Raw genomic sequence first — 25,414 nt, 5'->3', positions numbered from 1 at the left:
ATTTTTGACATAGCGTTTCTAAAGGAGTTTCAGTAAATGATGATTTTATTTTTAAAAATAAAATTATAAAAAAGCACAGATCGCAAGATCTGTGCTTTGTCGTTTATTCCCCAAAAGCCAGTATATTTATTTAGCAAAAGGAAATTGGCTGTTTTTTATTTTTTTATGAGTTTGTGTATACTCTCAAATCCGTCGGCTGTTGCAATCTTAATAAAATAGATTCCAGTAGGAATATGTCGCAGGTCTAATTGATTTGTTTCTCCAGCTTTAATCAATGTTTTTCCTGAAGCATCTAAAACTTGTACCGATTTGGTTACATATTCTGATTTTATAAAGATCTTTTCTGAGGCAGGATTTGGGTACAGTAGTAATTTTGTTTTGCCTGATTTTATTTCTTCAACATGTAAAGAAGGCTCCGAGCAGTTTGGAGAAAAACTGTCTCCAACAAATGTCCAGCCCTTATCATTAATTAATTGATTACGGTATATTTGGCCACCGTTGCCATAAATCCTTCCAACTGCTCCAACAAGTCGCCCAAGTGGAGAATTAGGATTTTCAGCCCAGCCTTTTAATGTTGCCCCATAATTTTCACAATCTAAACCACTATAACCAAAAATCTCTGTTAAATTGACTATTGGAGAAAGTGTCCAATTGCCTAAATTCTTATTAAAACTACTGTTAGACCAAAACATGTGAGACATATTTGTAACATTAGAAACATCCCAAGAGGAAATGTCCTGGTTAAAACTTGGATAAGAAAACATCTGAGCCATATTTGTGACATTTGAAGTATTCCAGTTGTTTAATGGTTGGTTAAACGACTGAGATGCCTCGAACATCATTGACATATTCTGAACATTGGAAACATTCCAATTATTAATATTCTGATTGAATGCTTTAGCACGATTAAACATGGAACTCATATTAGTTACATTGGAAACATTCCAATTGCCAATATTCTGATTGAAGGTGTCAGCATAAAAAAACATCTGGCTCATGTCTGTAACTTTTGATGTATTCCAATTACCAATTGGCTTATTAAAAGCTTTAGCATTAAAAAATAAACTGCTCATATTAGTCACGTTACCAACATTCCAATTATTAATATTATTTACAATTGATAAGTTTGTACAGCCTGAAAAGAATGAGCTGAGGTTAGTAACGGCTGAAAAATCAGGAATATCTGTTGCCGTAATTTGAATATTTGCATATCCCAAAAACATTCCTGATAAATTAGTATTCCAGGTAATTTGCCCCCATTGTGTTAGTTCTACAATTTTATCTGCATCAAGTCCAGAGTTAAGTCTAAATGTACCAGTAGGCGTGATTGAAACATTATATGTTCCTATTGAGGGAACGCTTATCTCTGTTAAACCCGTGTTTCCTGTTCCATTGCCTGTAATAGCAGAATTGTTGGTCTTTACATATGAATAGTTGTAGACCCCTTGAGTGTTTAATTTTATTTTTGGGTTGCTAGCATCGCTTACCAAAAATTTTAATATAAGTGGAGACTGTGCATTTAGAGCATTAATAACCAAAAATAGGAAAGAGAAATAGTAAATTTTTTTCAACATTTAATTTTTTTTGGTTGTAAAAATACATATTTCCCGCAAATATGACATTAATTGAAAATTAAAAATGCAAATTTGATACAAATTATTTTTTTTTGCATGTTCTGGATTCTATTTAAAATAGGTATTTCTAAAAAATCTCTTCTTAGTAAGTTTTACCATTAAAAAAAACAGATACTTAATCTAAATTATAAAGAAGTGTTTCAGCATTGAGAAGATTTATGTAAAGTGATTTTTATTCTTCAAAAAACTACTCAATAATGTTAAATAATTCATAATCTATACTGTTCCTTCATAATTTATTTTTGACTTTTATTAAATTGCCGCTCATTTTTGAATCTTATGAAGATGCGTAATTTAGTACTTGCTGTAACGGTTGTTTTATCCCTTTTTTCCTGTAAAAATAAATCTGAATCCAAAGCGGCTTCAGCTGAAAATACAACCAACCTTCCCAATTACGGAAGTGTTGACCTAACCCATGTTTTTACCAAAGAAGACGGGCTGCTTTCCAATAAAGAATCTATAACCGGTTATATTGACCAGTATTATAAAAAAATATGGGAAGGTGGTGATCTTAGTGGCGGAATTTTAGTAGCAAAAGGCGATGAGATTTTATACGAAAACTACAGAGGTTTCGGAAGAGAAGGCAATCAGATGCCAATTGATAAAAATACACCATTACACGTGGCTTCGGTTTCAAAAACATTAACAGCAATGGCTATGATGAAGCTGGTAGAAGCCGGGAAAATAAAACTTACGGATCATCTTACCCAGTTTTTCCCTGGTTTTCCTTACCCAAATGTAACCGTTCAGACTTTACTGGATCAAAGAAGCGGACTGCCAAAATACGAATACTTTATTACTAAAATACAACCTGCTCCGGCAGAACTTTCCAAGCAGTTTATTACCAATCAGGATGTATTGAATATGATTATCAAATATAAACCGGATCTGGCAAGAGATACCGATACCGGATTTATGTATTGCAATACCAATTTTGCTTTATTGGCTTTATTGATTGAAAAAGTAACCAAAACTCCTTTTCCTCAAGCAATGAAAGAGATGGTTTTCACACCATTGAAAATGACTAATACTTACATTTTCCAGGAAAAAGATATTCCAACAGCTTCACAGTCTTTCTATTACGGTGCTAATAAGTTATATCCTTTAGACCGTCTGGATTTGATCTATGGAGATAAAAACGTTTATACTACCCCAAGAGATTTATATAACTTCTCAAAAGCAATGTTCTCAAAAGATTTCCTGAAGCCGGATCTGATGCAGATGGTATTTACGCCTTACAGCAACGAAAAAGCAGGAATGAACAATTATGGGCTTGGCTTTAGAATGAAAATCTTTGATAACGGTGAAAAATTAACCTATCACAATGGATGGTGGCACGGAACCAATTCTGTATTTGCCCATCTTTTAAAATCTAAAGTGACTATTGTGGCCATCGGAAACAAATATTCAGGTAAAGTTTATACAGCCCTTGCATTGTCCGGATTATTTGAAAATTTCCCTTTACAGCAGGAAAAACTCCAGACCGTAATGAACGGTAGCAAAGATAGTTTGAATAGCGGACATGAAGTTTTTGGAGAATAATGTTTACTTTTGCTTAAACATTTTCATGAAAAGGTTTCTTTTATTATTCGTTATCTGTTTTCTTGTACACTCTTGTGCAAGGGTTGGATCTCCTGTTGGTGGTCCAAAAGACACACTGGCCCCAAAGTTTTTAAGTTCAAATATTGATACAACAAGAATCAACGTCAAAAGAGATATCCGGGAACTCCGTCTGGATTTTGATGAATACGTGACCTTAAAGGATATCAATAAAAACCTTATCATTTCTCCGCCTATCAAGAATATCAAGAGAATTTTGCCATCGAATATTGCGAATAAATTTGTTCTTATCCAATGGACGGATACACTTCAGGCCAATACCACGTATAATTTCAACTTTGGTAATTCTATTGCGGATAATAATGAGTCTAATATTCTTCGCTATTTTAATTTCGCGTTTTCTACAGGAGATAAGCTGGATGATCTGTACGTGAGTGGTGAAGTAAAAGATGCCATGCAGATTAAGAAGAAAACCGGTACTAATGAAAATAAGCTGGTAGTTGGATTGTATCAGGTAAAAGATACCATGAATTACAAGCAAAAGCCATATTATATTACCAAGGTAGATGATGACGGATATTATGAGCTTAATTACCTTTCTCCGGGAAAATATAAAATCATTGCTTTCGAAGATGAAAATGGAAACTCTGTGTATGATCCTGGAAAAGAAAAAATAGGATTTAAAAAAGAAGTTATTGATGTTGAAAAATCAATTTCGGGCTTAAATTTAAGTGTTTATCCATCAAAGAAGCCTTTGAAATATTTAGAGATGAAGGAGATTGCCGGTGGAGTTCTTATGACATTTGAAGGACATCCCGATGAGGTGAAAGTTCAGTCACTCAATGATAAGCTTAAAGATATTAAAGTAACACACACGCCGAAATCAGATTCCGTTAGAATCTGGTTTGATGCAGTTAAAAATAATATAGGACAGGAAACCAATGAAAAATTGTTGTTTAGCCACAATATTGGACCTAAAAAAGATACGGTGTATTCAGTTTCTCTATTCTATAAATACAATAAGAAAAATGTAATGGATGTTTTCAGTGATAATGGGGGTGGTTCATTGGCCCCAAAATCTGATTTTAAAATTTCATCCAATTACTTTATAGATAAAATTGATGCTTCAAAGTGGAAACTTGCTGCTAAAGGAGATTCTTTGAGTACTCTGCCATTTACGGCTAAAATTTCAGAGACCAATCCTTACCAGATTCAGGTGAATTCTGACTTTGTCAGCGGGAAAGATTATCAGCTTACAATTCCTAAAGAAACAGTTTCTTCTTTCTATGCAAAGAACTCCCAATCTAAACGTTTTGACTTTACTGTTGATAAAATAGATCAGATTGGCAGCCTGGAATTTACGTTGTCCAATGCACCTGCATCGAACTATTGGATTCAGCTGCTGGATTCTTCAGACAAGGTAGTGTATCAAAAATATACCAAAGGAGATAAAGTAAAATTTGATTTCCTGAAACCTGAGGAGTACGTTGTTAGAATACTAGTGGATAATAATAACGACAAGTATTGGGGGGAAGCGGATTTCTCTACCGAAACCTTCGCAGAAGATGCCTATATTTTCTATAAAAAAGCTTTGATAAAGGCATTATGGGAAACAAGAGAAGAATGGGATCTTAAAGATACCAGAACACTAGATAATCCTAGAGGAGCTACAGCACCTCCGGCACCCGTTACACCTCCGGCGTCAGAAGAAAAAGGAAAAGCTGTAATACAGGAAAGTAAAAAAGAGCTAAAGTCTGAAAACGCAGTGATAACTCCAGTAAAATAGATAGATGAAGACGGCAAAGAAAATAATCTTATGGACTCTGGTAACATTTGCTCTTATCCAGTTTTTCCCAATTGATAGAATAAATCAACCGGTTGATTCCAAAGTGAATTTTGTTCAGATGAAGCAAGCTCCTGAAAAGGTAAGCACGCTTCTTAAGAATGCCTGTTATGACTGTCATTCCAATGAAACGGTATATCCTAAATATGCGTATGTAGCACCTATTTCCTGGTCTGTAAAAAGCCATGTGAATGACGGACGCCAGCGTCTTAATTTTTCTGTTTGGGGAACCTATAATAAGGAATTAAAAGAGAATATGCTGGATAGGTCTATTGAAGCTCTTAAACATAAGACAATGCCACTACCTGGTTATATTGTTTATCATGACAAGGCTAAGCTTACAGAGGCAGAAAGAACCATACTTATTCAGTATTTTGAAGAAATGCTGAAATCTAAGACATACTAAAATATAATTCCCACAGATTCCACAGCTCATTGCAGAGCTTTTACGAAATGCATCTGTGTAATTTGTGAAATCTGTGGGAAAATTGTTTTTCAACATAAAAAAAACTCCCGCAGATTTTACAAAATAAGCATTTGGTAAAAACCAGTAATTTGCTGTATCTGCAAAATCTGCGGAAGCATATATTTACAAAAATTATTTCTTCAGATAATCCTCAAAAAATCTCTTCTGAGAATCAAAAGCAATCTCATCAAGGTTGAACTCCTCTAAAGGAATCCATACCGCTTCAGAGATCTCTGAAAGCTCAAGATTTACCTCAAACTTCTCCGAAACATTATACTCATAAAAAAGATCAATCGTATTGTAATCAATTTCTTTATATTGATAAACGTTCGGAAGGCTGGTAAGGTATTTCAGATTAGAAATATCAATATCAAGCTGAAGCTCTTCAAAAAGCTCTCTTTTACAGGTTTCCTCTGCACTTTCCTTAGGGTCAACAAAACCTCCGGCCAGATCCAGTTTTCCTTTTTTAGGATCCCTGTTTCTTCGGGTAAGATAAATTTCGTTACCACATCTGATAACAACCGCCACAGCGCCTGCTACATTATTGTACAGTGTAAAACCACATTCAGGACAACTCCATTTTTTTTCATTATCCCAATGTAAGGTCTCTTTGCCACAGCTCGGGCAATATTTCAATACTTTCATCCGTCTATAATTATTTTTCAAAGGTCAGATAGACCTTAGCTTCCCTGAGTAATATTAATATTTCTCGGGTGATAGCTTAAGATAACATCCCTTAGCTCTTCTGTCTTGAGGTGAGTGTAGATCTCTGTTGTAGTAATGCTGGAATGGCCCAACATTTCCTGAATATAACGGAGATCAGCTCCATTCTGCAGCAAATGTGTTGCAAAAGAGTGTCTGAAGGTGTGTGGGGAAATTTTCTTATTAACTCCTGCTTTATCTGTAAGTTCTTTAATAATAAGAAATACAATAACTCTTGACATAGAAGTACCACGACTGTTTAAAAACAGCGTATCCTCATATTTCTTATTGATTTTTCCTTTAGAGCGTACCTCTTTGATGTAACTTTCCAGTAATTCAGCCGTATAATCAGCTAAAGGCACAAAACGAGTTTTATTTCCCTTTCCGTGTACCTTAATATATTGCTCTTTGAAGTTGATATTGGAGATCTTCAGATCAATCAGTTCAGATACACGGAGTCCGCAACCATAAAGTACCTCTATGATACATTGGTTTCTTTTTCCGAGATCTGTATTGACCTCAATGGCAGCAATAATTTTATTAATATCTGTCAGGCTTAACGTGTCCGGCAGATATAGTCCCAGTTTAGGACCTTCAAGTAACGCTGCAGGGTTGTCTTCACGATATTCATCTTCCAATAGAAATTTGAAGAAAGCTTTAATGGAAGATATCCACCTAGCCTGTGATCTCTCACTGAATTTCTGTTTAGAAAGATTGAAAATGTATTCCTGCAGGTTTTCGTAACCGATAGAATCTGGACCGACGTTTGCCAGATCTTCTTCTGCGTAATCTTTTAGTTTCTTAATGTCCCGAACATAGGCGTCGAGCGTGTTGTCTGAAAAATTTCTTTCGAAGCGAAGAAATATTTCAAAATCTTTGATCTTTTCATCCCAAGTCATTTGTGCTTATTTTTTTAGTTCACAGTCCGATATTTGTTCTATTTCAATGTTATGGTTTCTCAAAAACGATATTCCATCGTCATCCGAATACTCATTAATATACACCAGTCTTGCAATACCTGCCTGTAGGATCAGCTTACTGCATTCCTTGCAGGGTGACAATGTTAAATATAACGTTGCTCCTTTAGCAGATTGTGTAGAAGCTGCCAGCTTTAATATAGCGTTGGCTTCTGCATGCAATACATACCAGTGCGTTTTCCCTCCTTCATCTTCACAGCAGTTTTCGAATCCCATAGGAGTCCCGTTGTAACCATCTGAAATAATCATCCTATCTTTCACGATAAGAGCTCCTACCTGTTTTCTCTTACAGTAGGAGAGTTTTGCCCATTCCTGAGCCATTTTTAGATAAGCTTTGTCAAACTTATTCATACCGCATCATTAGTTTTTTCGAAATAATTGGATTAAAATCTTTTGAAAGATTAGAAGTTCGGCTTTCTTTTCTCAAGGAAAGCAGCTACTCCTTCTTTCTTATCTTCCATTTCGAAAAGTTCCCCGAAATATTTAATTTCAGTTTCAAAACCTTTCTCCGTGTCAGATAAATTGACGGCGTTAATAGCCTTTGATATTGCCATTGGTGAATTATGAGCAATAGTGTTCGCTAATTCTTTCGTTTTGGTTAATAATTCTTCAATAGGGTATACTTCATTCACCAGTCCGATCTCTTTTGCTTTTTGAGCAGGGATCATTTTGGCAGAGAAGATCATTTCATTGGCAATACCTTTTCCGACAAGTTTTGGAAGCCTTTGAGTTCCCCCGTATCCTGGAATTAATCCCAGTGTTACTTCAGGAAGCCCTAATCTGGCGTTTTCCGACGCATATCTGATGTGGCATGCCATGGCAAGCTCTAAACCTCCTCCTAATGCAAAACCGTTTACAGCTGCAATGACAGGTTTGGATAGGTTTTCAATTTTGTTGAACAATGTATTTTGTCCATTTTTTGCAAGTTCCTCAGCTTTTTCCTGTCCGAAGTCACTGAATTCCTTGATATCAGCTCCAGCTACGAAGGACTTTTCTCCACTACCTGTAAGGATAATTGTCCTGCAGGATGGGTCAGAATTAAGCTCATCCAATGCTGCACTGATCTCCTGAATTGTCTTTGCATTCAATGCATTTAAACTCTCAGGTCTGTTTATGGTAATGATAGATAATTTATCTTCCTTTTTTAATAATATATTTTCGTAACTCATTTTTCCACTTTAAAATATCATCCTTCGCAAATTATGAATTTTTTATAAAAAAAAGGAAAAAATATTATTTTTTTTCCTTTTTTTTGATTTATTGTTCAATATGATTATTTGGAGTGATTCATCATATTTGCATCAATATTGATGTTTAGTTGTGAAGCCACTTTCATGCCAAGCTCAATATTTGCGCGGAAAAAGTGACATAATTGTCTATTGATAATTTCCTCTCTTTTCGGTCCGGTAATTCCTTTCATACTTCCTATAATATTTTGGATCAGATTATTTCTGTCTTCAGCATTCATCGCTTTCGAATAAAGAAGCCCCGGTTGAGTATAATGATCGCTGTCATTGTCATTTCTGTTATAATTGGCAACATGAGCACTATCTAATTCATACTCATAGTTTTTATAAGAAACATCCGGTTTAATATCATCAAAACTGTTAGGATAATAGTTCGGTTTATCCTGATATTGACTAGAATCAGCCATATAACCGTCTCTTTGATAATTATTAACAGCAAAAGGACATCTGTTCACTTCCAATTGGTGTGCATTTACACCCACTCTGTATCGGTGTGCATCCGGATATGAGAATAATCTTCCCTGTAGCATTTTGTCCGGAGAAAAACTGATTCCGTTGATAAGGCTGCTTGGTGAGAAGGTAGATTGCTCTACATGAGCAAAATAGTTGACAGGAACTTCATTCAATTCCATTTCTCCTACTTCAATCAACGGGAAATCATCGTGGAACCATACTTTTGTTATATCAAAAGGATTCCATCTAAAATCTTTGGCCTGTTCTTCTGTCATCACCTGGATGTACATGGTCCATTTAGGGAAATCTCCGTTTTCAATAGCGTTGCAAAGATCTTCCTGTGCAAAGTCAGGGTTTTCTCCTGCCATTTTTACGGCCTCTTCATCAGTGAAGTTTTTTACTCCCTGTTTTGTTTTGAAGTGGAATTTCACCCATACTCTTTCATTTTGATCATTAATCATGGAGAAAGTATGAGATCCGAAGCCATGCATATGTCTGTAGCCATAAGGTGTTCCCCTGTCTGACATTAATATAAGAACCTGATGAAGAGATTCCGGATTTAAGCTCCAGAAATCCCACATCATAGTAGCGCTTTTCAAATTGGTTCTTGGAAGTCTTTTTTGGGTATGAATGAAATCCGGGAATTTCTTGGCATCTTTTATGAAGAATACCGGAGTGTTATTGCCTACAAGATCCCAGTTTCCATCTTCAGTATAAAATTTTAAAGCAAATCCTCTTGGGTCTCTTGCGGTATCTGCACTCCCTTTTTCTCCGCCCACTGTAGAAAAACGGGCAAACATTCTGCAGGAGTTGCCCACTTTTGAAAATAATTTAGCCTTTGTGTATTGGCTGATGTCATGCGTTACGGTAAAAGTTCCGTACGCTCCACTTCCTTTGGCGTGTACAATTCTTTCAGGAATCCTTTCCCTAACGAAGTGTGCAAGATTTTCCTGAAGGACAAAGTCTTGCAGCAATACCGGGCCTCTTGGTCCTACCGTCTGGGAATCCTGATGCTCAAAATAAGGTGCGCCGTTGCTTAACGTTAATTTTTTAGAATCCATATATTGATGATTTGAATAATTGTTCTCGTGTTTTCTAAATCCAACTGTAAAGGTACTAATTATCAAATTTACTTGAATTTTTAATTGCTAATAACAAAAACGTTATATCTTTGTAATAGATAATATTAATCAAATGAATATTCAGCAACTGGAATATCTTATCGCTGTTGATAAGTATAAACATTTTGGTAAAGCAGCTCAGGCGTGCTTCATTACCCAGCCTACCTTAAGTGCCATGATACAAAAATTTGAGGATGAATTGGATGTGAAGGTTTTCGACAGAACTACACACCCGATCCGTACCACAGATGTAGGGCTTCAGATCATCGATCAGGCGAAAGTAATTATAGAATCTGTCAATGAGCTGAAAAACAAAGCTAACCTGTTGAATAACATTTTAGGAGGAACCATTAATCTGGGAATTATTCCTACAGTTTCTTCATTTATCTTACCTACGGAGATCTTCAAATTCCTTGAAGCTAATCCGAAGATACAGATGAATGTAAAGGAAATGACTACGGATAATATTATTAAAGCATTGAAAGCAGGAGAACTGGATGCGGGAATTATCTCTACACCTTATGATACCGCTGATGAGTTTTACCAGGATTTCCTTTTTAATGAAGAGCTGATGATCTACAGTTCTAATACGGAAGCAAACAAAAAGAATTCTTATATTATTCCTGAAGAGCTGAATGTAGAAAAAGTATGGTTGCTTGAAGAGGGAAACTGTTTGAGAAATCAGTTCGAAAATATCTGTCATCTGAAAGAAAATACACTGAAACCTAAGAATTTAGATTTCTTAGCTTCCAATATCCAGACTTTGGTGCACATGGTAGACAAAGTAGGGGGAATCAGTATTCTTCCGGAATTGGCATTAAGTCAGCTTTCTGAAGAGCAGAAAAAGAATGTATTCAGGTTCAAGAAGCCTTTCCCATACAGAGAGATCAGTATTATTTACTATAAGCCGACCTTTAAGCAAAAGATTATTGATGAATTATCACATTCCATCAAAAATTCTTTGGAACTTAAGTTGAATTACCACGAAAGTCCAAAAGAATTTGTAAGCATAAAGCCTCAGTAATTAAGAGACTTTAAAATGATATAAATCATTAATTTAAAGAAAATTATAATTAGTAAACAAAAATTTTGAGTATTACAAAAATAGTGCTTAAATTTGCTGACGTTTACGAACGAGGAAAAATTTGACCTGATTGCAACCTCTATAAAAAAATGCTAAAACAGTATTCTTTTTTCTGGGCAATTGTTATTCTTATTTTTCTTTATAGCTATTTTTAATCTAAAAAAACAAAGAATAATATGTCTTATTTATTTACATCTGAATCAGTTTCAGAAGGACATCCGGACAAAATTGCCGACCAAATTTCCGATGCATTAATCGATCATTTCTTAGCATACGATAAAAGTTCAAAAGTAGCATGTGAAACTCTTGTAACTACCGGACAGGTAGTATTGGCAGGAGAAGTTAAATCTGATGCTTACCTTGATGTTCAAACGATTGCCAGAGAAGTAATCAATGGAATTGGCTATACAAAAGGTGAATACATGTTCAATGGAGATTCTTGCGGAGTAATTTCTGCAATCCACGAACAGTCTCCTGATATTAACCAGGGTGTGGACAGAGCGGTAAATGATGAGTCATTTGAAGCTAAAGCAAACGCTCAGGGAGCTGGAGACCAGGGAATGATGTTTGGATATGCTACCAATGAGACTGCTAACTATATGCCTCTTGCTTTAGACTTAGCGCACACTATCCTTAAAGAACTTTCTGCAATCAGAAGAGAAAATAAAGAAATTACTTACTTACGTCCTGATGCAAAAAGCCAGGTAACGATTGAATATTCTGATGATCATAAGCCAATCAGAATTGATTCTATCGTAGTTTCTACTCAGCACGATGACTTCGGAGCAGAAGAAGAAATGTTGAACAAGATCCGTGAAGATATCAAGAACATTCTTGTTCCAAGAGTAGTTGCTCAGCAGACAGAGGAGATCAAAGCTTTATTTAACGATCAGATCAAATATCACATCAACCCTACAGGTAAATTTGTAATTGGTGGTCCTCACGGAGATACAGGTCTTACAGGTAGAAAAATTATCGTTGATACTTATGGAGGTAAAGGTGCTCACGGTGGTGGTGCTTTCTCTGGAAAAGACCCATCAAAAGTAGACAGAAGTGCTGCATATGCAACAAGACACATCGCTAAAAACCTTGTAGCAGCTGGTGTTGCTGATGAAGTTTTGGTACAGGTTTCTTATGCAATTGGAGTAGCTGAACCTTGTGGTTTATACATCAATACTTATGGAACGGCAAAAGTTGACCTTCACGATGGAGAAATCGCTAAAAAAGTATCTGCTATTTTTGATTTAAGACCTTACGCTATTGAGCAGAACTTAAAATTAAGAAACCCTATCTATCAGGAAACGGCTTCTTACGGACACATGGGTAAAGAGCACTATGTAGCTGATAAAACATTCAACAAAGGTCACAAGAATGAGCTTACGCTGGAAGGCCTTGAGTTCTTTACTTGGGAAAAACTAGATAAAGTAGACGAAATTAAAGCTGCTTTTGGTATTTAATTTTTTCTCCAGACTAAATATTATGAACTGCTTTACCTTCCAGTAAGGCAGTTTTTTTTAATTTTACACCTTAATAAATTGAGAGATGATGAATTTTCGAACCGCAGTTGCCCTTCTATCCCTGTTTTTGCTGAGTACGTTGGTAAAAGCCCAATATACTATGCATAAAATGATTAGTGTAGGATATACCTATCAGAATCAAAGTTTTGGAGAAGTGGGTGGAAAGCTGCTTTTTCTTAAAAATGATGATGTAATTTACAGATTGGGTGGCTCTGCCTTAATGGGTGTGGCAGACTCGAAATTTGCCATCATGCCGAAGCTGCAGGCGGACGTTTTACTTAATTTTGAAAAGAATGTGGACTTCTATCATTCCTATTACTTTTTAGTGGGAGCGGAAGGAACCAACAAATATATTGCTCCCAAAATAGGGGTTACCTTATTTGGGATGCTTGACCTTACCGGAGGCTATGCTTTCCCTATTGGAGACACCCGATTAAATGGAAAAGAAATGAAAGGGTTAAATGTTAATTTTACATTAAATATCCCTACTGTATTCATTCATGATATGTTTAAGTGATTTTTTTTAAATTTTTATAGCGAAAATTTAATAATTGCTTAACAGTTATTAAAAAATTATTATATTTACGTCATAATATAATTGTACCACCTATCGACGAGACTCTACTCTGAAGAACTGTTTTGTATATACAGCAAAAACCAGATAATGTATCTGGGCGATAGCTGGGCTGCAAATATTATATTGAGAAGAGTTATGAAATCAAAATCGGATAGTTTACTAATTTCGCTTTACCAGAAAGGTGACGAGGGCGCATTATCAACCCTTATTCATCGCCATCAGAGAGAACTGTTTACATTCATTTTTTACAAAATTAATGATGAAGATTTAGCCAACGATATCTTTCAGGATACATTCATGAAGATCATTGTAATGCTAAAAGAAGGACGTTACAACGAAGAGGGTAAATTTATCCTTTGGGCCAAAAGAATCTCACACAACCTTATCATCGATCATTTCAGAGCAAAATCTAAGAATATCAAAGTTTCAGAGACTACTTTTGAAACGGATGAATATTCTATTTTTGATTTGATCAGAGAGCCATCTGAAAATATTGAGGATCAGCTGGTGACTAATCAGATTCAGGAAGATCTGTTGAGAATGCTGCAATTTCTTCCATTGAACCAGCAGGAAGTAATCAAATTAAGATTCTTTGATGGATTAAGCTTTAAGGAGATCGCTGATCATACTGATATGAGCATTAATACCACATTAGGCAGAGTAAGATATGCGCTAATAAACCTGAGAAAAATCATGGATGAAAATAACATAATATTAACCAGATAAATAATATTTTGTAAAATTTCACGTTTTTAAGGAAAACATACTTCGCTTATGAAAAAAAATGACTCCTTAAAAGTGAAAACTTTGAAACCTAAAAAACAAACCATCGATTTTCTGCTCAATTTTTCTAAAAGCCTTGAAATTGTGAAAAGCAAGAGCAAGAATTATCCTATTACAAAAAATTAAAATTATTAACTTTGTGCTGTATGAAAATGCAGCACGTTTTTTTTGACCTGGACAATACGCTCTGGGATCATCGCAGAAATGCCTATTTAACGATCAAAGAACTTTTCGAAAAGCAGGAAATCAATTCGAAGTATAATATCGACTTTGAAGAGTTTCATGCGGTTTACCATGATATCAATGAAGAATTATGGGAAAAAATCAGAGATGGAATGATAGGCAAAGAGTATTTGAGAGAACACCGTTTTTATGACTCCTTCATGCATTTTGGAGTAAACAATAAAGAACTTTCCCTTTATTTTGAAGAGAACTTTCTGGATAATATTGTAAGTTATAATGAATTGGTGGAAGGGGCTGAAGATATCCTTGAATATCTGAAATCGAAGAATTATACACTTCATATTATTTCCAACGGCTTTCAGGAAGTAACAGAAAGAAAATGTACCCTATCCGGAATTGCACCTTATTTTGAAACCATTACCAGTGCGGATGCGGTAGGTGTAAGGAAGCCAAATCCTAAAATTTTTGAATATTCCCTTGGACTTTCTGAAGCAAAGAAAGAAGAAAGCATCATGATTGGTGATGACTGGATTGCTGATGCTATAGGAGGAAGAGATTTCGGTATGGATACCATCTTTTTTGATGTATACAAAGAAGATAAACAAGAAACCGGATTCAAGTCTATTACCCATCTTCAACAGATTAAAGAATACTTATAATCTTTTTATATTTTTAAAGTTGAAATAAGGCTTTGAAAATTTTTATTGAACCATTAAGGCTATTGAAGCTATTAAGACAATTAAGATAACTGTCATTGCGAGCCGAAGGCGAAGCAATCTCAACAGAACTGCACTTAATGCTCTTAATATCTTATCTCTGTCTTAATGGTTTACTTCTTTTATGATTGATAAAAGATAATTGATAAGAGATTCTGTGTCAATCTGATAAATCTGTGGTTAATTATAAGATATCACAACACTATCAACAGTCTGTATTTACATTTTGATTTCTACAAATTAAGCTGTTCCCAATTCTTTCCTAATTTGATTTGGAACTTTGCTCCATAATAATAACAGAAAAATTTAATATTATGAAAAATGTAAAGAAAATCACAAGCGTATTTATTTTAATTTTCTTATTGATCGGTAGCTTGGTTTCAGCACAGGACAGAGCGATCAATCCTAATCATTTACCTAAGACTGCTAAAACCTTTCTTGCAGGTCATTTTAAAGGCATTCCTGTATCCTCTGCCATTGAAGACAGAGAAATCTATGGTGTGGATGAATATAAAGTCTATCTGAACAATGGAATGAAAATGGAGTTCGACAGTAATGGAAACTGGAAAGAAGTAGATGGTAACCATCAGAAAATCCCTTATGGTTTTATTCCTGCCTCAATTAAGAACTATAGCAGCAGAAACTTCCCGAATACGCATATCGTTAAGATCGAAAAGAAGAGATGGTCTTATAAAACAGAGCTTTCCAACGGACTGGAACTGGAGTTCGACCGAAACGGAAATTTTAAAAAAATTGATGATTAGATCAAATGAAGATTAACAATAAAATTTTATGATTATGGTAAACTGGAGTGTAATAAACAGTAATGGAAGAAAAGCTTCTTCCGCTAAGATTAGAAAAAATATTGTGTCTTTTATGACCAAGCATCACCCATGCAGTGTGATTGATTCTATTGAGAAAAAATATAATGCCTATAAGATTCATCTGATGAATGGGCTGTGCCTGATCTTTGATGCAGATGGACATCATGTAAAAACAAATTAATTTTTGAAGTAAGGAAGCTGGGAGTGGGAAGAGGGAAGTTGCATAGGACGATTTTGAAATTGTTTGCCACTTAGACACGGATAGTTGTAAATGGTACAAAAGTAACTTCCAGCCTCGCTCTTCCAGCTTCCAACCTTATAATTTCATATATTTGATATACGTTATCCAAGCAGCAGAGCCTATGAAGATTTTAATAGTAGAAGATGAACCGGACCTAAGGGATACTGTACAGAAATTTCTGGAAGCAGAACATTTCATTGTAGAATATGCAGAAGATTACAGAGCCGGACTGGAAAAGATTATATCCTATGAATATGACTGTATTCTGTTGGATATTATGCTCCCGGACGGTAATGGAATAGATCTGTTGAGGGAGATTAAAAAAATGCATAAAAAAGACCCTGTAATTATCCTGTCTGCTAAAGATTCTGTAGATGATAAGGTAACAGGGCTGGAAATAGGAGCCGATGATTATCTGGCAAAGCCATTTCACCTTGCAGAACTGATGGCAAGAATAAGATCTGTAATAAGAAGAAAAAATCAGGATGGTGAGAATATCATCAGGTATAAAAATATCAGCATTGATCCGGAAAACAGAAATGTTAAGATAGGAAACGAAGACCTGGTGCTTAACCGAAAAGAATATGATCTTTTGTACTACTTCGTTATTCATCCGGAAAAAACTTTACAGAAAACCACTCTTGCAGAAGCCATCTGGGGAGATTATATCGATCAGGCAGACAGTCTTGATTTTATTTATTCACAAATTAAAAACCTTCGTAAAAAACTGAAAGCCCTTCATGCCGAGGCAGATTTTCAGGCTGTTTACGGAATAGGATATAAATTCGTCTGATGAAGGTTTCATTAAAATATTATACGATAAAATACCTTATCATGATCCTGCTGCTGATTATAGCAGTCTGGGCAGGGCTGTTTTATGCCTATATTCTGGATGAAGTGCATGATAATGTAGATGATGGGTTGAAAGATAGAAAAATACAGATTATCAAAGCCGTGTATCTTAATCCGCAGCTGTTGAAGAATAATGATTTTGGATTCAATGAATTTAAGATTATGCCGATAACTGCTGCAGAATACAAGAACAAAAGCAGACTCTATAATAAGATGTATTATATGGAGTATGATGATAAAGACCAGCCTTATCGTGTATTGGAGGCCGATTTTATCGATCAGTATAAAAACCATCAGAGGCTTGTCATCAGAACATCAACGGTAGAAGAAGATGAGCTTATCTATGACCTTACAACAGCTTTAATTGTTCTTTATATTCTTTTGGTGATAAGTATTGTTGCTGTTAACAGTTATCTACTGAATAAAGCAATGCGGCCCTTCTACCAGATTCTTGATAAGCTGAAGAAATACCAGTTTGGGATTCCTTTTTCTCAGGCAGAACAGAATTATTCCATCAAAGAATTTGAGGAACTGAATGTGGAAATCAATGAGATGATCGACCGTAATGAACTTGTTTTCTACCAGCAGAAACAGTTTATAGAAAATGCTTCTCATGAGCTTCAGACACCACTCGCAATTGTTATTAATAAAATAGATCTTCTGATTCAGAATGATAATCTTGATAAAAAGAATCTGACCTTTCTCACGGAAGTTAAAAACGATCTGAGAAGAATGGTAGGATTGAATAAATCTCTGTTAGTGCTTTCCAAGATTGAAAACAGTCAGTTTAATGCAATATCAGAGGTTGATTTTAATGCGATGGTGAATAAACTTGTAGAGAATTATGAGGACTTTATCGCCTTTAAAAATGTAGAGGTTAATATTATTGAGAAGGGAATATTTAAAGCAGACTTTAATCAGGATCTTGCTGATATTTTATTGTCTAACTTGCTTAAAAATGCTGTTAAATATAATAACGAGGAAGGAACTTTAAATATTTTTATTGAGAACAACAGAATTATCTTTCAAAATAGTGGAATGCAGGCTCCGTTAGATAAATCCAGGATTTTTAACCGTTTTTATAAACAGAGCTCCGACCACACTTCTACAGGTTTAGGATTATCCATTATTAAAACAATCATCAAACAATATCCGGGTTGGGATATTACCTATGAGTTTGAAGATCAAATGCACTACTTCATCCTTACAAAAAATAAAATATCATAAAAAATAATCGGCTGACTCAATTCTGAGTCAGCCGATTTCTTATATCTAAAGTTTAGAATTAATATCCTAAGCTTGTTCTTACTCTTTTCAGCGTTGCCAGAGCAATCGGTTTTGTTTTTGCAGCACCTTCCTGAAGCTTAGCTTCCAGTTCATCAAGATTGTTCATATAATAATTGAACGTTTCTCTTTCCTTCTCAAAACGGGTTAAAATAAGGTCTAATAGCTCTTTTTTCGCATGACCATAACCGAAGTTACCTGCTAAATATTTTGCTCTTAATTCCTCAGTCTGCTCAGATGTAGCGATAAGCTCATAAATCTGGAATGTTTTATCTGTTGCAGGATCCTTAGGCTCTTCTAAAGACTTAGAATCAGACTCAATACTCATTACCTGTTTCTTCAATTCTTTTTCAGGCAGGAAGATATTGATGATATTTCCCATTGATTTAGACATTTTACGACCATCTGTTCCGGGAACATATTTGGTGTCTTCCTGAAGTTCAGATTGTGGCAGTACAAAAACTTCGCCCATCTGGTTGTTAAACCTTGAAGCTACATCTCTTGCAATTTCCAAATGCTGAAGTTGATCTTTTCCAACAGGAACAATCTCTGCATCGTATAGTAAAATATCTGCAGCCATCAAAATAGGGTAGGTAAACAAACCGGCATTTACATCCTGAAGTCTGTCAGCCTTATCCTTAAATGAATGCGCTAATGTTAATCTTTGATAAGGAAAAAAACATGATAAATGCCAAGATAGTTCACAGGTTTCAGCGATATCACTTTGTCTGTAGAAAAATGTTTTTTCGGTATCTAATCCACAAGCAAGCCAAGCCGCAGCAATCTCGTAGGTATTCTGTCTTAAAGTCTGCGCATCTTTAATCTGGGTAAGCGTATGAAGATTCGCAATAAATAAAAATGATTCATTTCCTTCCTGCTTAGAAAGTTCGATCGCAGGAATAATAGCCCCTAATAAATTTCCAAGATGGGGTGTTCCGGTGGCTTGAATGCCGGTAAGAATTCTTGACATTTGTTTAAAATTTATATTTAAAAATTAATGAACTGCAAATTTACGAGGTTTAACGCGAATAATGCATGAAAAACAGTAAAAGATTTAGTTCTTAAATATCTACGATTTATTTTCTATGCTCATATCAACATCAATAGGGGTGGGCTTTAGCCCGCCTTACAATAGAAAAACAATTCCATGGGCTTTAGCCAAAACCTCAATATAACCTGTCGCAGATTCGGCAGATTTCGCAGATTTTTTATCCATAACCATCTGTGAAAATCTGTGTAATCCGTGGTTAAAAAAGTTACGGAATAATAATCTTTTCCCCACCAAATTTAGGCTCCACTCCAAAGATCAAATCCCAATACACTTTAGCTTTGGCAAGATACTCTCTTAAATTGGTCTTTAACCCCGCGTATTTATTCACATCTTCCGCATTATACCCAAAGGCCTGTATTCCGTTTTTCTGAGCAAGAAAGACCGCTCTTTCGTTGTGGAACTTTTGAGAGATGATGATCAATTTGGTTTGCCCGAAAATATCCTTTGCTCTTACCACTGAATCCAAAGTTCGGAAACCTGCATGATCCAGAATGGTTTTGTTCTGTGGAATACCTTGCTGCACCAACGCCAACTGCATATCTTCCGGTTCATTATACTCCTTGCTGCTGTTGTCTCCACTTACAATGATGTATTGAACTTTTCCGCTTTTATACAGATCCGTAGCCGCTTTGATTCTGTTATAGAAATAGGCATTGGGCATTCCGTTGCTTAACATTTTTCCAGTTCCTAACAGTAAAGCCGTTTTTGCTTCAGGTACATCTGCGATATTGTAAGATACAGAAGCTGCACTTTCCTTTCTAATGCTGTAATTGGCCCAGGCAATAAAAATAATTCCTGCAACCAGAAGAAGCAGGAAAAATTTAAAAATATTTTTGATTATTTTTCTCATTCTAAATACATCTGTTAGAATTCAAGTCCGTTAGGGAATGCTTTTTTTCTGAAGATTAATAGGAAAGCAGCTCCTACAGTAATCGCCGAATCGGCAACATTGAAAATATATTTAAAGAATTCAATATGCTTTCCGCCTATGATAGGCCAGCTATCCGGAACATACCAGTCTACTACCGGAAAGTGAAGCATATCTACAACACATCCTTTCATAAAAGTGGAATATCCTTGTCCAAACGGAACAAATTTTGAAACTCCGCCGTAGCCAATCCATCGGTCAGTGCTGGCATCATAAACTGTTCCGCTATCGAAGATCATTCCGTAGAACATTCCGTCAATAAGATTTCCGATAGCTCCGGCAAAGATGATCGCCATTGGAACTAAAAGATAGTTGGAAGCACCTTCTTTCAACCATTTTTTAAACATATAAACCATTCCTCCAATCAGAAAAATCCTTAGGATAACAAGGAAATATTTTCCGATAATGCCACCAAAATGAAAGCCATAAGCCATTCCTGGATTTTCAACAAAAGTTTTATTAAAGAATCCTTCTATAACCGGAATGCTCTCATTCAGTTCGAAATGAGTTTTAATATAAATTTTTGAGGCTTGGTCTATCAACAACACCAAAAATGTGATAGCTAAGATCTTTTTCATTACTGTTGTCCTTTAGGTTTTGAAGGTTTTGCAGCTGGTTTTACATTTTTATTATCGCTCGCTTTCTTAATCACTTTTTGTCCGTTATATGAACTTTTCACATGAGCTTTCTCAAATTTAATGTTCATTTCTTTCAAAACACTTTTCAGTGCGCTAAGCTCCATTGCATTTTTTGGATGTACTATGATTGATTCCATTTCTTAGTATTTTAATTTTACATTTTAGACAGCTCATCAAGTCTTTTCCGGTCTTTTTCGGAAAGATCATTAATTCCGTTTTTGCCCATTTTACTTAAAAGTCTGTCTATTTCTTTCTCCCTGTCGCGTTTATCAGAATTAAACTGGTCATCAATGGTGTAGTAAGTGTGCTTCTTTGGAGAAAATCTGTTTCTGATCCATTCTCTGTTGAAAAAAGCCAGCACTGCTGTTACAATGATTACCAAAATCAATACTTCGCTCATGGGTATACATTAAAAATTAGGTTTATAAAGTATCCACAGATACAATATAAACCCAATATTATTTTACAAACCTTACGGCTATTTTTGCATGTTTTTCGCTTCGATGCTTAAAGTAGCATGAGGAACGGCTAAAAGTCTTTCCTTAGGAATTAATTTTCCTGTTACTCTACAAACACCGTAAGTCTTGTTTTCAATTCTGATTAAAGCATTCTTCAGATCACGGACGAATTTTTCCTGTCTTCCTGCAAGAATAGAGTTCTGCTCTTTGCTCAAAGTTTCTGCACCTTCCTCAAATGCTTTGAATGTAGGTGAAGTATCATCAGTCCCATTATTCTGGTCATTGATGAAACTTTCTCTGATTAGCTGAAGATCTTTCTCTGCCTTTTCTATTTTTTCTTTTATGATCGCTCTAAATTCCTGTAAATCAGCATCGCTGTATCTAACTCTTTCGTCTGACATATTCTTTTCTCTTTTTTAATAAAATTATGAAATGGAATTTGAAATACAATAATTACATGTTAATTTTTTTCGACATTTATCTTAAAATTAACCTCATCTATTTCGATTTCGTTAAAATTTGAAAGTGAAGATACAATTTCTATTTTATTTGACAAGACTTCAGAAGAAATATATTCCTCATTTTTCTTAATATCTTCAAGGAATGGTGAGTTTTCTTCAATGGAGATATTAATTCGGTCTGTCAGTTCAAAATCTTTCTCTTTTCGCAGGTTTTGAATTCTGTTAATAAACTCTCTTGCAACACCTTCTGATTTTAACTCATCGGTTAACGTCAAATCTAATGCCACAGTTGTTTTACCATCTGAAGTTACTGTCCATCCCGGGATATCTTTAGTAGAGATTTCCACGTCGTCAAGCGTGATCTCATAGCCCTGAACATCCAGCTTTCCTTCTTTTTCAAGAGCGGCAATCTGTTCTGTGGTAAGATTCGTAATCTCGGCACCAACCACCTTCATGTCTTTTCCTAATTTAGGACCAAGCGCTTTGAAGTTTGGTTTTATCTGTTTTACAATTAAGTGAGATGCTTCTTCGGCATTAATTAACTGTAATTCTTTCACGTTTACTTCCTGTTTGATAAGATCTGCAACAGCAAGAATCTGCGCTTCTGTTTTAGCATCCAATACAGGAATCAATACTTTTTGTAATGGCTGACGAACTTTCACGTTTTCTTTCTTTCTTAAAGAGAAAACCATACTCGTAATGTTCTGAGCTAAGTGTGTTTTTTCAACCAGATCCTGATCGATTAAACTTTCATCAGCAACCGGGAAGTCTGTTAAGTGTACAGATTCACAGTTTTCTTTTCCTGTTACTTTATTTAAGTCCTGATATAACTGATCCATAAAGAACGGAGCAATAGGAGCAGATAATTTTGCTACTACTTCAAGACAAGTATATAAAGTTTGGTAAGCAGAGATCTTATCATCAGAATAATCTCCTTTCCAGAAACGTCTTCTGCATAATCTTACATACCAGTTACTCAAGTTATCGTTTACGAATGTATTGATTGCTCTTGCTACTCTTGTAGGTTCGTAATCTTCATAGAATGCTTTTACTTCCTTGATCAATAAGTTCAGCTCAGAAAGGATCCATCTGTCAATTTCAGGACGGTTTTCCACTTCTTTTTCTGAATAATTGAATCCGTCAACATTCGCATATAATGAGAAGAATGAATACGTATTGTAAAGAGTTCCGAAGAATTTTCTTCTTACCTCATCAATTCCTTCAATATCAAACTTCAGGTTTTCCCAAGGATTGGCATTCGAGATCATGTACCAACGGGTAGCATCCGGTCCGTAAACAGAAAGTGTTTCAAACGGATCTACTGCATTTCCTAAACGTTTGGACATTTTCTGTCCGTTTTTATCCAAAACAAGACCGTTACTCATTACATTTTTATAGGCAACAGAGTCAAAAACAGCCGTTCCGATCGCATGTAATGTATAGAACCAACCACGGGTCTGGTCAACACCTTCTGCAATGAAGTCAGCAGGGAATGCCTTGTTGCTGTCGATCATTTCCTTGTTCTCGAAAGGATAATGCAATTGAGCATACGGCATAGAACCTGAATCGAACCAAACGTCGATCAAGTCACTTTCACGTTTCATGGCTTTTCCGGAATCAGAAACCAATACAACTTTATCCACTACATTTTTGTGAAGATCTACCAATTCATAGTTAGATTCAGACATATTTCCTACTTCAAAACCTTTGAATGGATTTTCAGTCATTATTCCTGCAGCAATAGATTTTTCAATCTCGTTGTAAAGTTCCTCTACAGAACCGATGATCTTTTCTTCTTTCAGATCCTCTGTTCTCCAGATTGGCAACGGAATACCCCAGTATCTTGACCGGGATAAGTTCCAGTCGTTCACATTTTCCAACCAGTTGGCAAAACGTCCTTCTCCGGTAGCTTTTGGTTTCCAATTGATTTCTTTGTTCAGATTAACCAATCTGTCTTTTACAGCAGTCATCTTCACAAACCATGAATCCAACGGATAGTATAATACCGGCTTGTCTGTTCTCCAGCAGTGTGGATAGGAGTGAACATATTTCTCTACTTTGAAGGCTTTGTTCTCTGTTTTCAATAAGATCGCCAATTCTACATCCCAAGATTTCTCAGGAGCAGTTCCTTCATCGTAATATTCGTTCTTGATATATTTTCCTGAGAATACTTCAGGAACATTTTCTCCCTGAATAAATTTACCCTGTAAATCTACCAATGGAACAAGATTGTCATTGTCATCCTTTACCAACATTGGCGGAATCTCTGGCTGAGCCATTTTAGACACTCTCGCATCATCAGCACCAAAAGTAGGAGCTGTGTGTACGATACCTGTACCATCCTCTGTTGTAACGAAATCCCCTAAGATTACTCTGAAAGCATTTTCAGGGTTATCATTTGGCGTAAACCAAGGAACTAATTGCTCATATCTTGTATCAACAAGTTTTTCTCCGGTAAATTCTTTTAAAATTCTAAATGGAATTACTTTAGTTTCCGGAGTGTAGTTGGCAAAATCCTCGTCTGTACCTTCAGCGTATTTCTTACCGAATACTTTAGGTAAAAGAACGCTTGATAATACAACCTTTACGGGCTCAAATGTATATTGGTTGAATGTTTTAACAACAACATATTCAATATCTCTACCTACTGTAAGTGCGGTGTTGGATGGCAACGTCCATGGAGTCGTCGTCCATGCAAGGATATGTACATCTCCGTCAACATCGTTGAATAAAGCAGATGAATCTTTCTTAACTTTAAACTGAGCCACAACCGTTGTATCTGAAACATCACGATACGTTCCAGGCTGGTTCAATTCGTGAGAAGAAAGTCCTGTTCCTGCTTTCGGAGAGTAGGGCTGGATTGTATACCCTTTATACAACAAGCTTTTGTCATATAATTGCTTCAACAACCACCAAACAGTTTCCATATATTTTGACTTGTACGTGATGTACGGATCATCAAGGTCTACCCAATATCCGATTTTTTCTGTAAGGTTATTCCATACATCGGTATAACGCATTACAGCTTCACGACAAGCTTTATTATAATCTTCAATAGAGATTTTTTTGCCAATATCTTCTTTTGTAATTCCTAATTCTTTTTCTACACCCAGTTCCACAGGAAGACCATGCGTATCCCAGCCTGCCTTACGGAAAACCTGCTTTCCGTTTTGAGTCTGGTAACGGCAGAAAATATCCTTCAATGCTCTTGCCATTACGTGGTGAATTCCAGGCATACCGTTTGCTGAAGGCGGACCTTCATAAAAAACAAACTCAGGATTTCCCTGACGAATCTCAACACTCTTATTGAAAGTTTTATTTTGTTTCCAAAATTCCGCTACATTCTCTGCTACGTCAATAAGGTTGAGGTTTTTGTATTCTTTAAATTGGCTCATTGTAAATATCTCAATATTCGTTGATAAATTAAGTCTGCAAATTTACTAAATTTTGTCGGTTTATAAGATATGTTTTCTGTAGGTAATTTCTATTAAAAACTTCAATTTCAGAAATATAAATGAAAAGAGGAGGGAAAAGTGAATAATGAGTGAATTTTCAACTTTATTTTTTAGATGAATTTTCATTCTTTTTTATTCAATAGAAGCGGGCTTTAGCCTGCTTAAAAAATAGATAACGATCTGTTGGCTTTAGCCAAAACCTAAATATAATCTCTCGCAGATCACACAGATTTCGCAGATTTATCCATAATCATCTGTAAAAACTCATGCTATTTGTGTGTTAAAAATAAAAACATCCAATCTGAAACAGTACAATAGCACGATCATTGCTTGAAATCTCGTATATTTAAACAGAACTA

The 25,414-nt window shown here is 35.5% G+C and carries 25 protein-coding genes; 12 read left to right on the top strand and 13 right to left on the bottom strand.

Going from position 1 to position 25,414, the window contains the following annotated elements; all coding sequences use genetic code 11:
• Positions 1-155: 155 nt before the first annotated feature.
• Positions 156-1,574, bottom strand: a complete 1,419-nt coding sequence (locus CHSO_RS25235; protein ID WP_052480714.1) for a BspA family leucine-rich repeat surface protein — start codon at positions 1,572-1,574, stop codon at positions 156-158.
• 339 nt (positions 1,575-1,913) lie between these two features.
• Between CHSO_RS25235 and CHSO_RS24115 the strand changes: the two genes are divergently transcribed.
• Genes CHSO_RS24115 through CHSO_RS24105 form a run of 3 tightly spaced genes read left to right on the top strand, consistent with a single transcriptional unit; the run spans position 1,914 to position 5,443 of the window.
• A complete protein-coding gene (locus CHSO_RS24115; RefSeq protein WP_045501366.1) occupies positions 1,914-3,176 on the top strand; it encodes a serine hydrolase domain-containing protein in 1,263 nt (420 codons plus the stop codon).
• Between the two features lie 25 nt (positions 3,177-3,201).
• Positions 3,202-4,980, top strand: a complete 1,779-nt coding sequence (locus CHSO_RS24110; RefSeq protein ID WP_045503340.1) for an Ig-like domain-containing protein — start codon at positions 3,202-3,204, stop codon at positions 4,978-4,980.
• 4 nt (positions 4,981-4,984) lie between these two features.
• The gene (locus tag CHSO_RS24105) at positions 4,985-5,443 is read left to right on the top strand and encodes a heme-binding domain-containing protein (RefSeq protein WP_045501363.1); all 459 of its coding nucleotides are present in this window, start codon (positions 4,985-4,987) and stop codon (positions 5,441-5,443) included.
• A gap of 192 nt (positions 5,444-5,635) precedes the next feature.
• Here the strand turns inward: CHSO_RS24105 and CHSO_RS24100 are convergent, their stop codons facing one another.
• The 5 genes from CHSO_RS24100 to CHSO_RS24080 form a co-directional block, all read right to left on the bottom strand.
• Positions 5,636-6,148 carry an NUDIX hydrolase gene (locus tag CHSO_RS24100; protein ID WP_045501360.1) on the bottom strand — a complete coding sequence of 171 codons (513 nt, stop codon included), beginning with the start codon at positions 6,146-6,148 and terminating at the stop codon, positions 5,636-5,638.
• 35 nt (positions 6,149-6,183) lie between these two features.
• Positions 6,184-7,104, bottom strand: a complete 921-nt coding sequence (gene xerD / locus CHSO_RS24095; RefSeq protein WP_045501358.1) for a site-specific tyrosine recombinase XerD — start codon at positions 7,102-7,104, stop codon at positions 6,184-6,186.
• A 6-nt stretch (positions 7,105-7,110) separates the two neighbouring features.
• Positions 7,111-7,533: a deoxycytidylate deaminase gene (locus CHSO_RS24090; protein ID WP_045501356.1), complete on the bottom strand. Its 423-nt coding sequence runs from the start codon at positions 7,531-7,533 to the stop codon at positions 7,111-7,113.
• A gap of 50 nt (positions 7,534-7,583) precedes the next feature.
• Positions 7,584-8,351: an enoyl-CoA hydratase/isomerase family protein gene (locus CHSO_RS24085; RefSeq protein ID WP_045501354.1), complete on the bottom strand. Its 768-nt coding sequence runs from the start codon at positions 8,349-8,351 to the stop codon at positions 7,584-7,586.
• Positions 8,352-8,455: 104 nt separating this feature from the next.
• Complete coding sequence (locus CHSO_RS24080) at positions 8,456-9,943, bottom strand: catalase (protein ID WP_045501352.1); 1,488 nt, start codon at positions 9,941-9,943, stop codon at positions 8,456-8,458.
• A 133-nt stretch (positions 9,944-10,076) separates the two neighbouring features.
• Here CHSO_RS24080 and CHSO_RS24075 point away from each other — a divergent pair, with 133 nt between their 5' ends.
• The 9 genes from CHSO_RS24075 (at position 10,077) to CHSO_RS24035 (ending at position 18,007) form a co-directional block, all read left to right on the top strand.
• Complete coding sequence (locus tag CHSO_RS24075; protein ID WP_045501350.1) at positions 10,077-11,027, top strand: LysR substrate-binding domain-containing protein; 951 nt, start codon at positions 10,077-10,079, stop codon at positions 11,025-11,027.
• Positions 11,028-11,263: 236 nt separating this feature from the next.
• Entirely contained in the window at positions 11,264-12,544 is a 1,281-nt protein-coding gene (metK, locus tag CHSO_RS24070) for a methionine adenosyltransferase (protein WP_045501347.1), read from the top strand.
• Positions 12,545-12,629: 85 nt separating this feature from the next.
• Positions 12,630-13,121 (top strand): hypothetical protein, encoded by a 492-nt coding sequence (locus tag CHSO_RS24065; RefSeq protein ID WP_045501345.1) that lies wholly within the window; start codon positions 12,630-12,632, stop codon positions 13,119-13,121.
• 195 nt (positions 13,122-13,316) lie between these two features.
• Positions 13,317-13,907, top strand: a complete 591-nt coding sequence (locus CHSO_RS24060) for an RNA polymerase sigma factor (RefSeq protein ID WP_045503337.1) — start codon at positions 13,317-13,319, stop codon at positions 13,905-13,907.
• 203 nt (positions 13,908-14,110) lie between these two features.
• Entirely contained in the window at positions 14,111-14,806 is a 696-nt protein-coding gene (locus CHSO_RS24055; protein ID WP_045501343.1) for a YjjG family noncanonical pyrimidine nucleotidase, read from the top strand.
• A gap of 371 nt (positions 14,807-15,177) precedes the next feature.
• The gene (locus CHSO_RS24050) at positions 15,178-15,627 is read left to right on the top strand and encodes a PepSY-like domain-containing protein (protein WP_045501340.1); all 450 of its coding nucleotides are present in this window, start codon (positions 15,178-15,180) and stop codon (positions 15,625-15,627) included.
• Between the two features lie 34 nt (positions 15,628-15,661).
• Positions 15,662-15,868 carry a PepSY-like domain-containing protein gene (locus tag CHSO_RS24045; protein ID WP_045501338.1) on the top strand — a complete coding sequence of 69 codons (207 nt, stop codon included), beginning with the start codon at positions 15,662-15,664 and terminating at the stop codon, positions 15,866-15,868.
• Positions 15,869-16,049: 181 nt separating this feature from the next.
• Positions 16,050-16,721 (top strand): response regulator transcription factor, encoded by a 672-nt coding sequence (locus tag CHSO_RS24040; protein ID WP_045501336.1) that lies wholly within the window; start codon positions 16,050-16,052, stop codon positions 16,719-16,721.
• The gene (locus CHSO_RS24035) at positions 16,721-18,007 is read left to right on the top strand and encodes a sensor histidine kinase (RefSeq protein WP_045501330.1); all 1,287 of its coding nucleotides are present in this window, start codon (positions 16,721-16,723) and stop codon (positions 18,005-18,007) included. The genes CHSO_RS24040 and CHSO_RS24035 overlap by 1 nt, the downstream gene beginning before the upstream one ends.
• A 58-nt stretch (positions 18,008-18,065) precedes the next feature.
• Here the strand turns inward: CHSO_RS24035 and trpS are convergent, their stop codons facing one another.
• The 7 genes from trpS to ileS form a co-directional block, all read right to left on the bottom strand.
• Positions 18,066-19,034 carry a tryptophan--tRNA ligase gene (gene trpS, locus CHSO_RS24030; RefSeq protein WP_045501328.1) on the bottom strand — a complete coding sequence of 323 codons (969 nt, stop codon included), beginning with the start codon at positions 19,032-19,034 and terminating at the stop codon, positions 18,066-18,068.
• A 286-nt stretch (positions 19,035-19,320) separates the two neighbouring features.
• Positions 19,321-19,965, bottom strand: coding sequence for a vancomycin high temperature exclusion protein (locus tag CHSO_RS24025; protein WP_045501326.1), 645 nt, complete (start codon positions 19,963-19,965; stop codon positions 19,321-19,323).
• Between the two features lie 14 nt (positions 19,966-19,979).
• A complete protein-coding gene (locus CHSO_RS24020) occupies positions 19,980-20,621 on the bottom strand; it encodes a lipoprotein signal peptidase (RefSeq protein ID WP_045501324.1) in 642 nt (213 codons plus the stop codon).
• On the bottom strand, positions 20,621-20,818 hold the full coding sequence (locus tag CHSO_RS24015; protein ID WP_045501322.1) for a DUF2683 family protein: 198 nt from the start codon (positions 20,816-20,818) through the stop codon (positions 20,621-20,623). The genes CHSO_RS24020 and CHSO_RS24015 overlap by 1 nt, the downstream gene beginning before the upstream one ends.
• A gap of 17 nt (positions 20,819-20,835) precedes the next feature.
• A complete protein-coding gene (locus tag CHSO_RS24010; protein ID WP_045501320.1) occupies positions 20,836-21,081 on the bottom strand; it encodes a DUF6576 domain-containing protein in 246 nt (81 codons plus the stop codon).
• Positions 21,082-21,159: 78 nt separating this feature from the next.
• Positions 21,160-21,540: a TraR/DksA family transcriptional regulator gene (locus CHSO_RS24005; RefSeq protein WP_045501318.1), complete on the bottom strand. Its 381-nt coding sequence runs from the start codon at positions 21,538-21,540 to the stop codon at positions 21,160-21,162.
• 59 nt (positions 21,541-21,599) lie between these two features.
• Entirely contained in the window at positions 21,600-24,995 is a 3,396-nt protein-coding gene (ileS, locus tag CHSO_RS24000) for an isoleucine--tRNA ligase (RefSeq protein WP_045501311.1), read from the bottom strand.
• Between the last annotated feature and the right edge of the window lie 419 nt (positions 24,996-25,414).

It is taken from the genome of Chryseobacterium sp. StRB126, assembly GCF_000829375.1.
Lineage (GTDB): Bacteria > Bacteroidota > Bacteroidia > Flavobacteriales > Weeksellaceae > Chryseobacterium.
The sequence above is the reverse complement of the archived record's forward strand: the minus strand, read 5'-3'. Positions and strand labels throughout refer to the sequence as shown.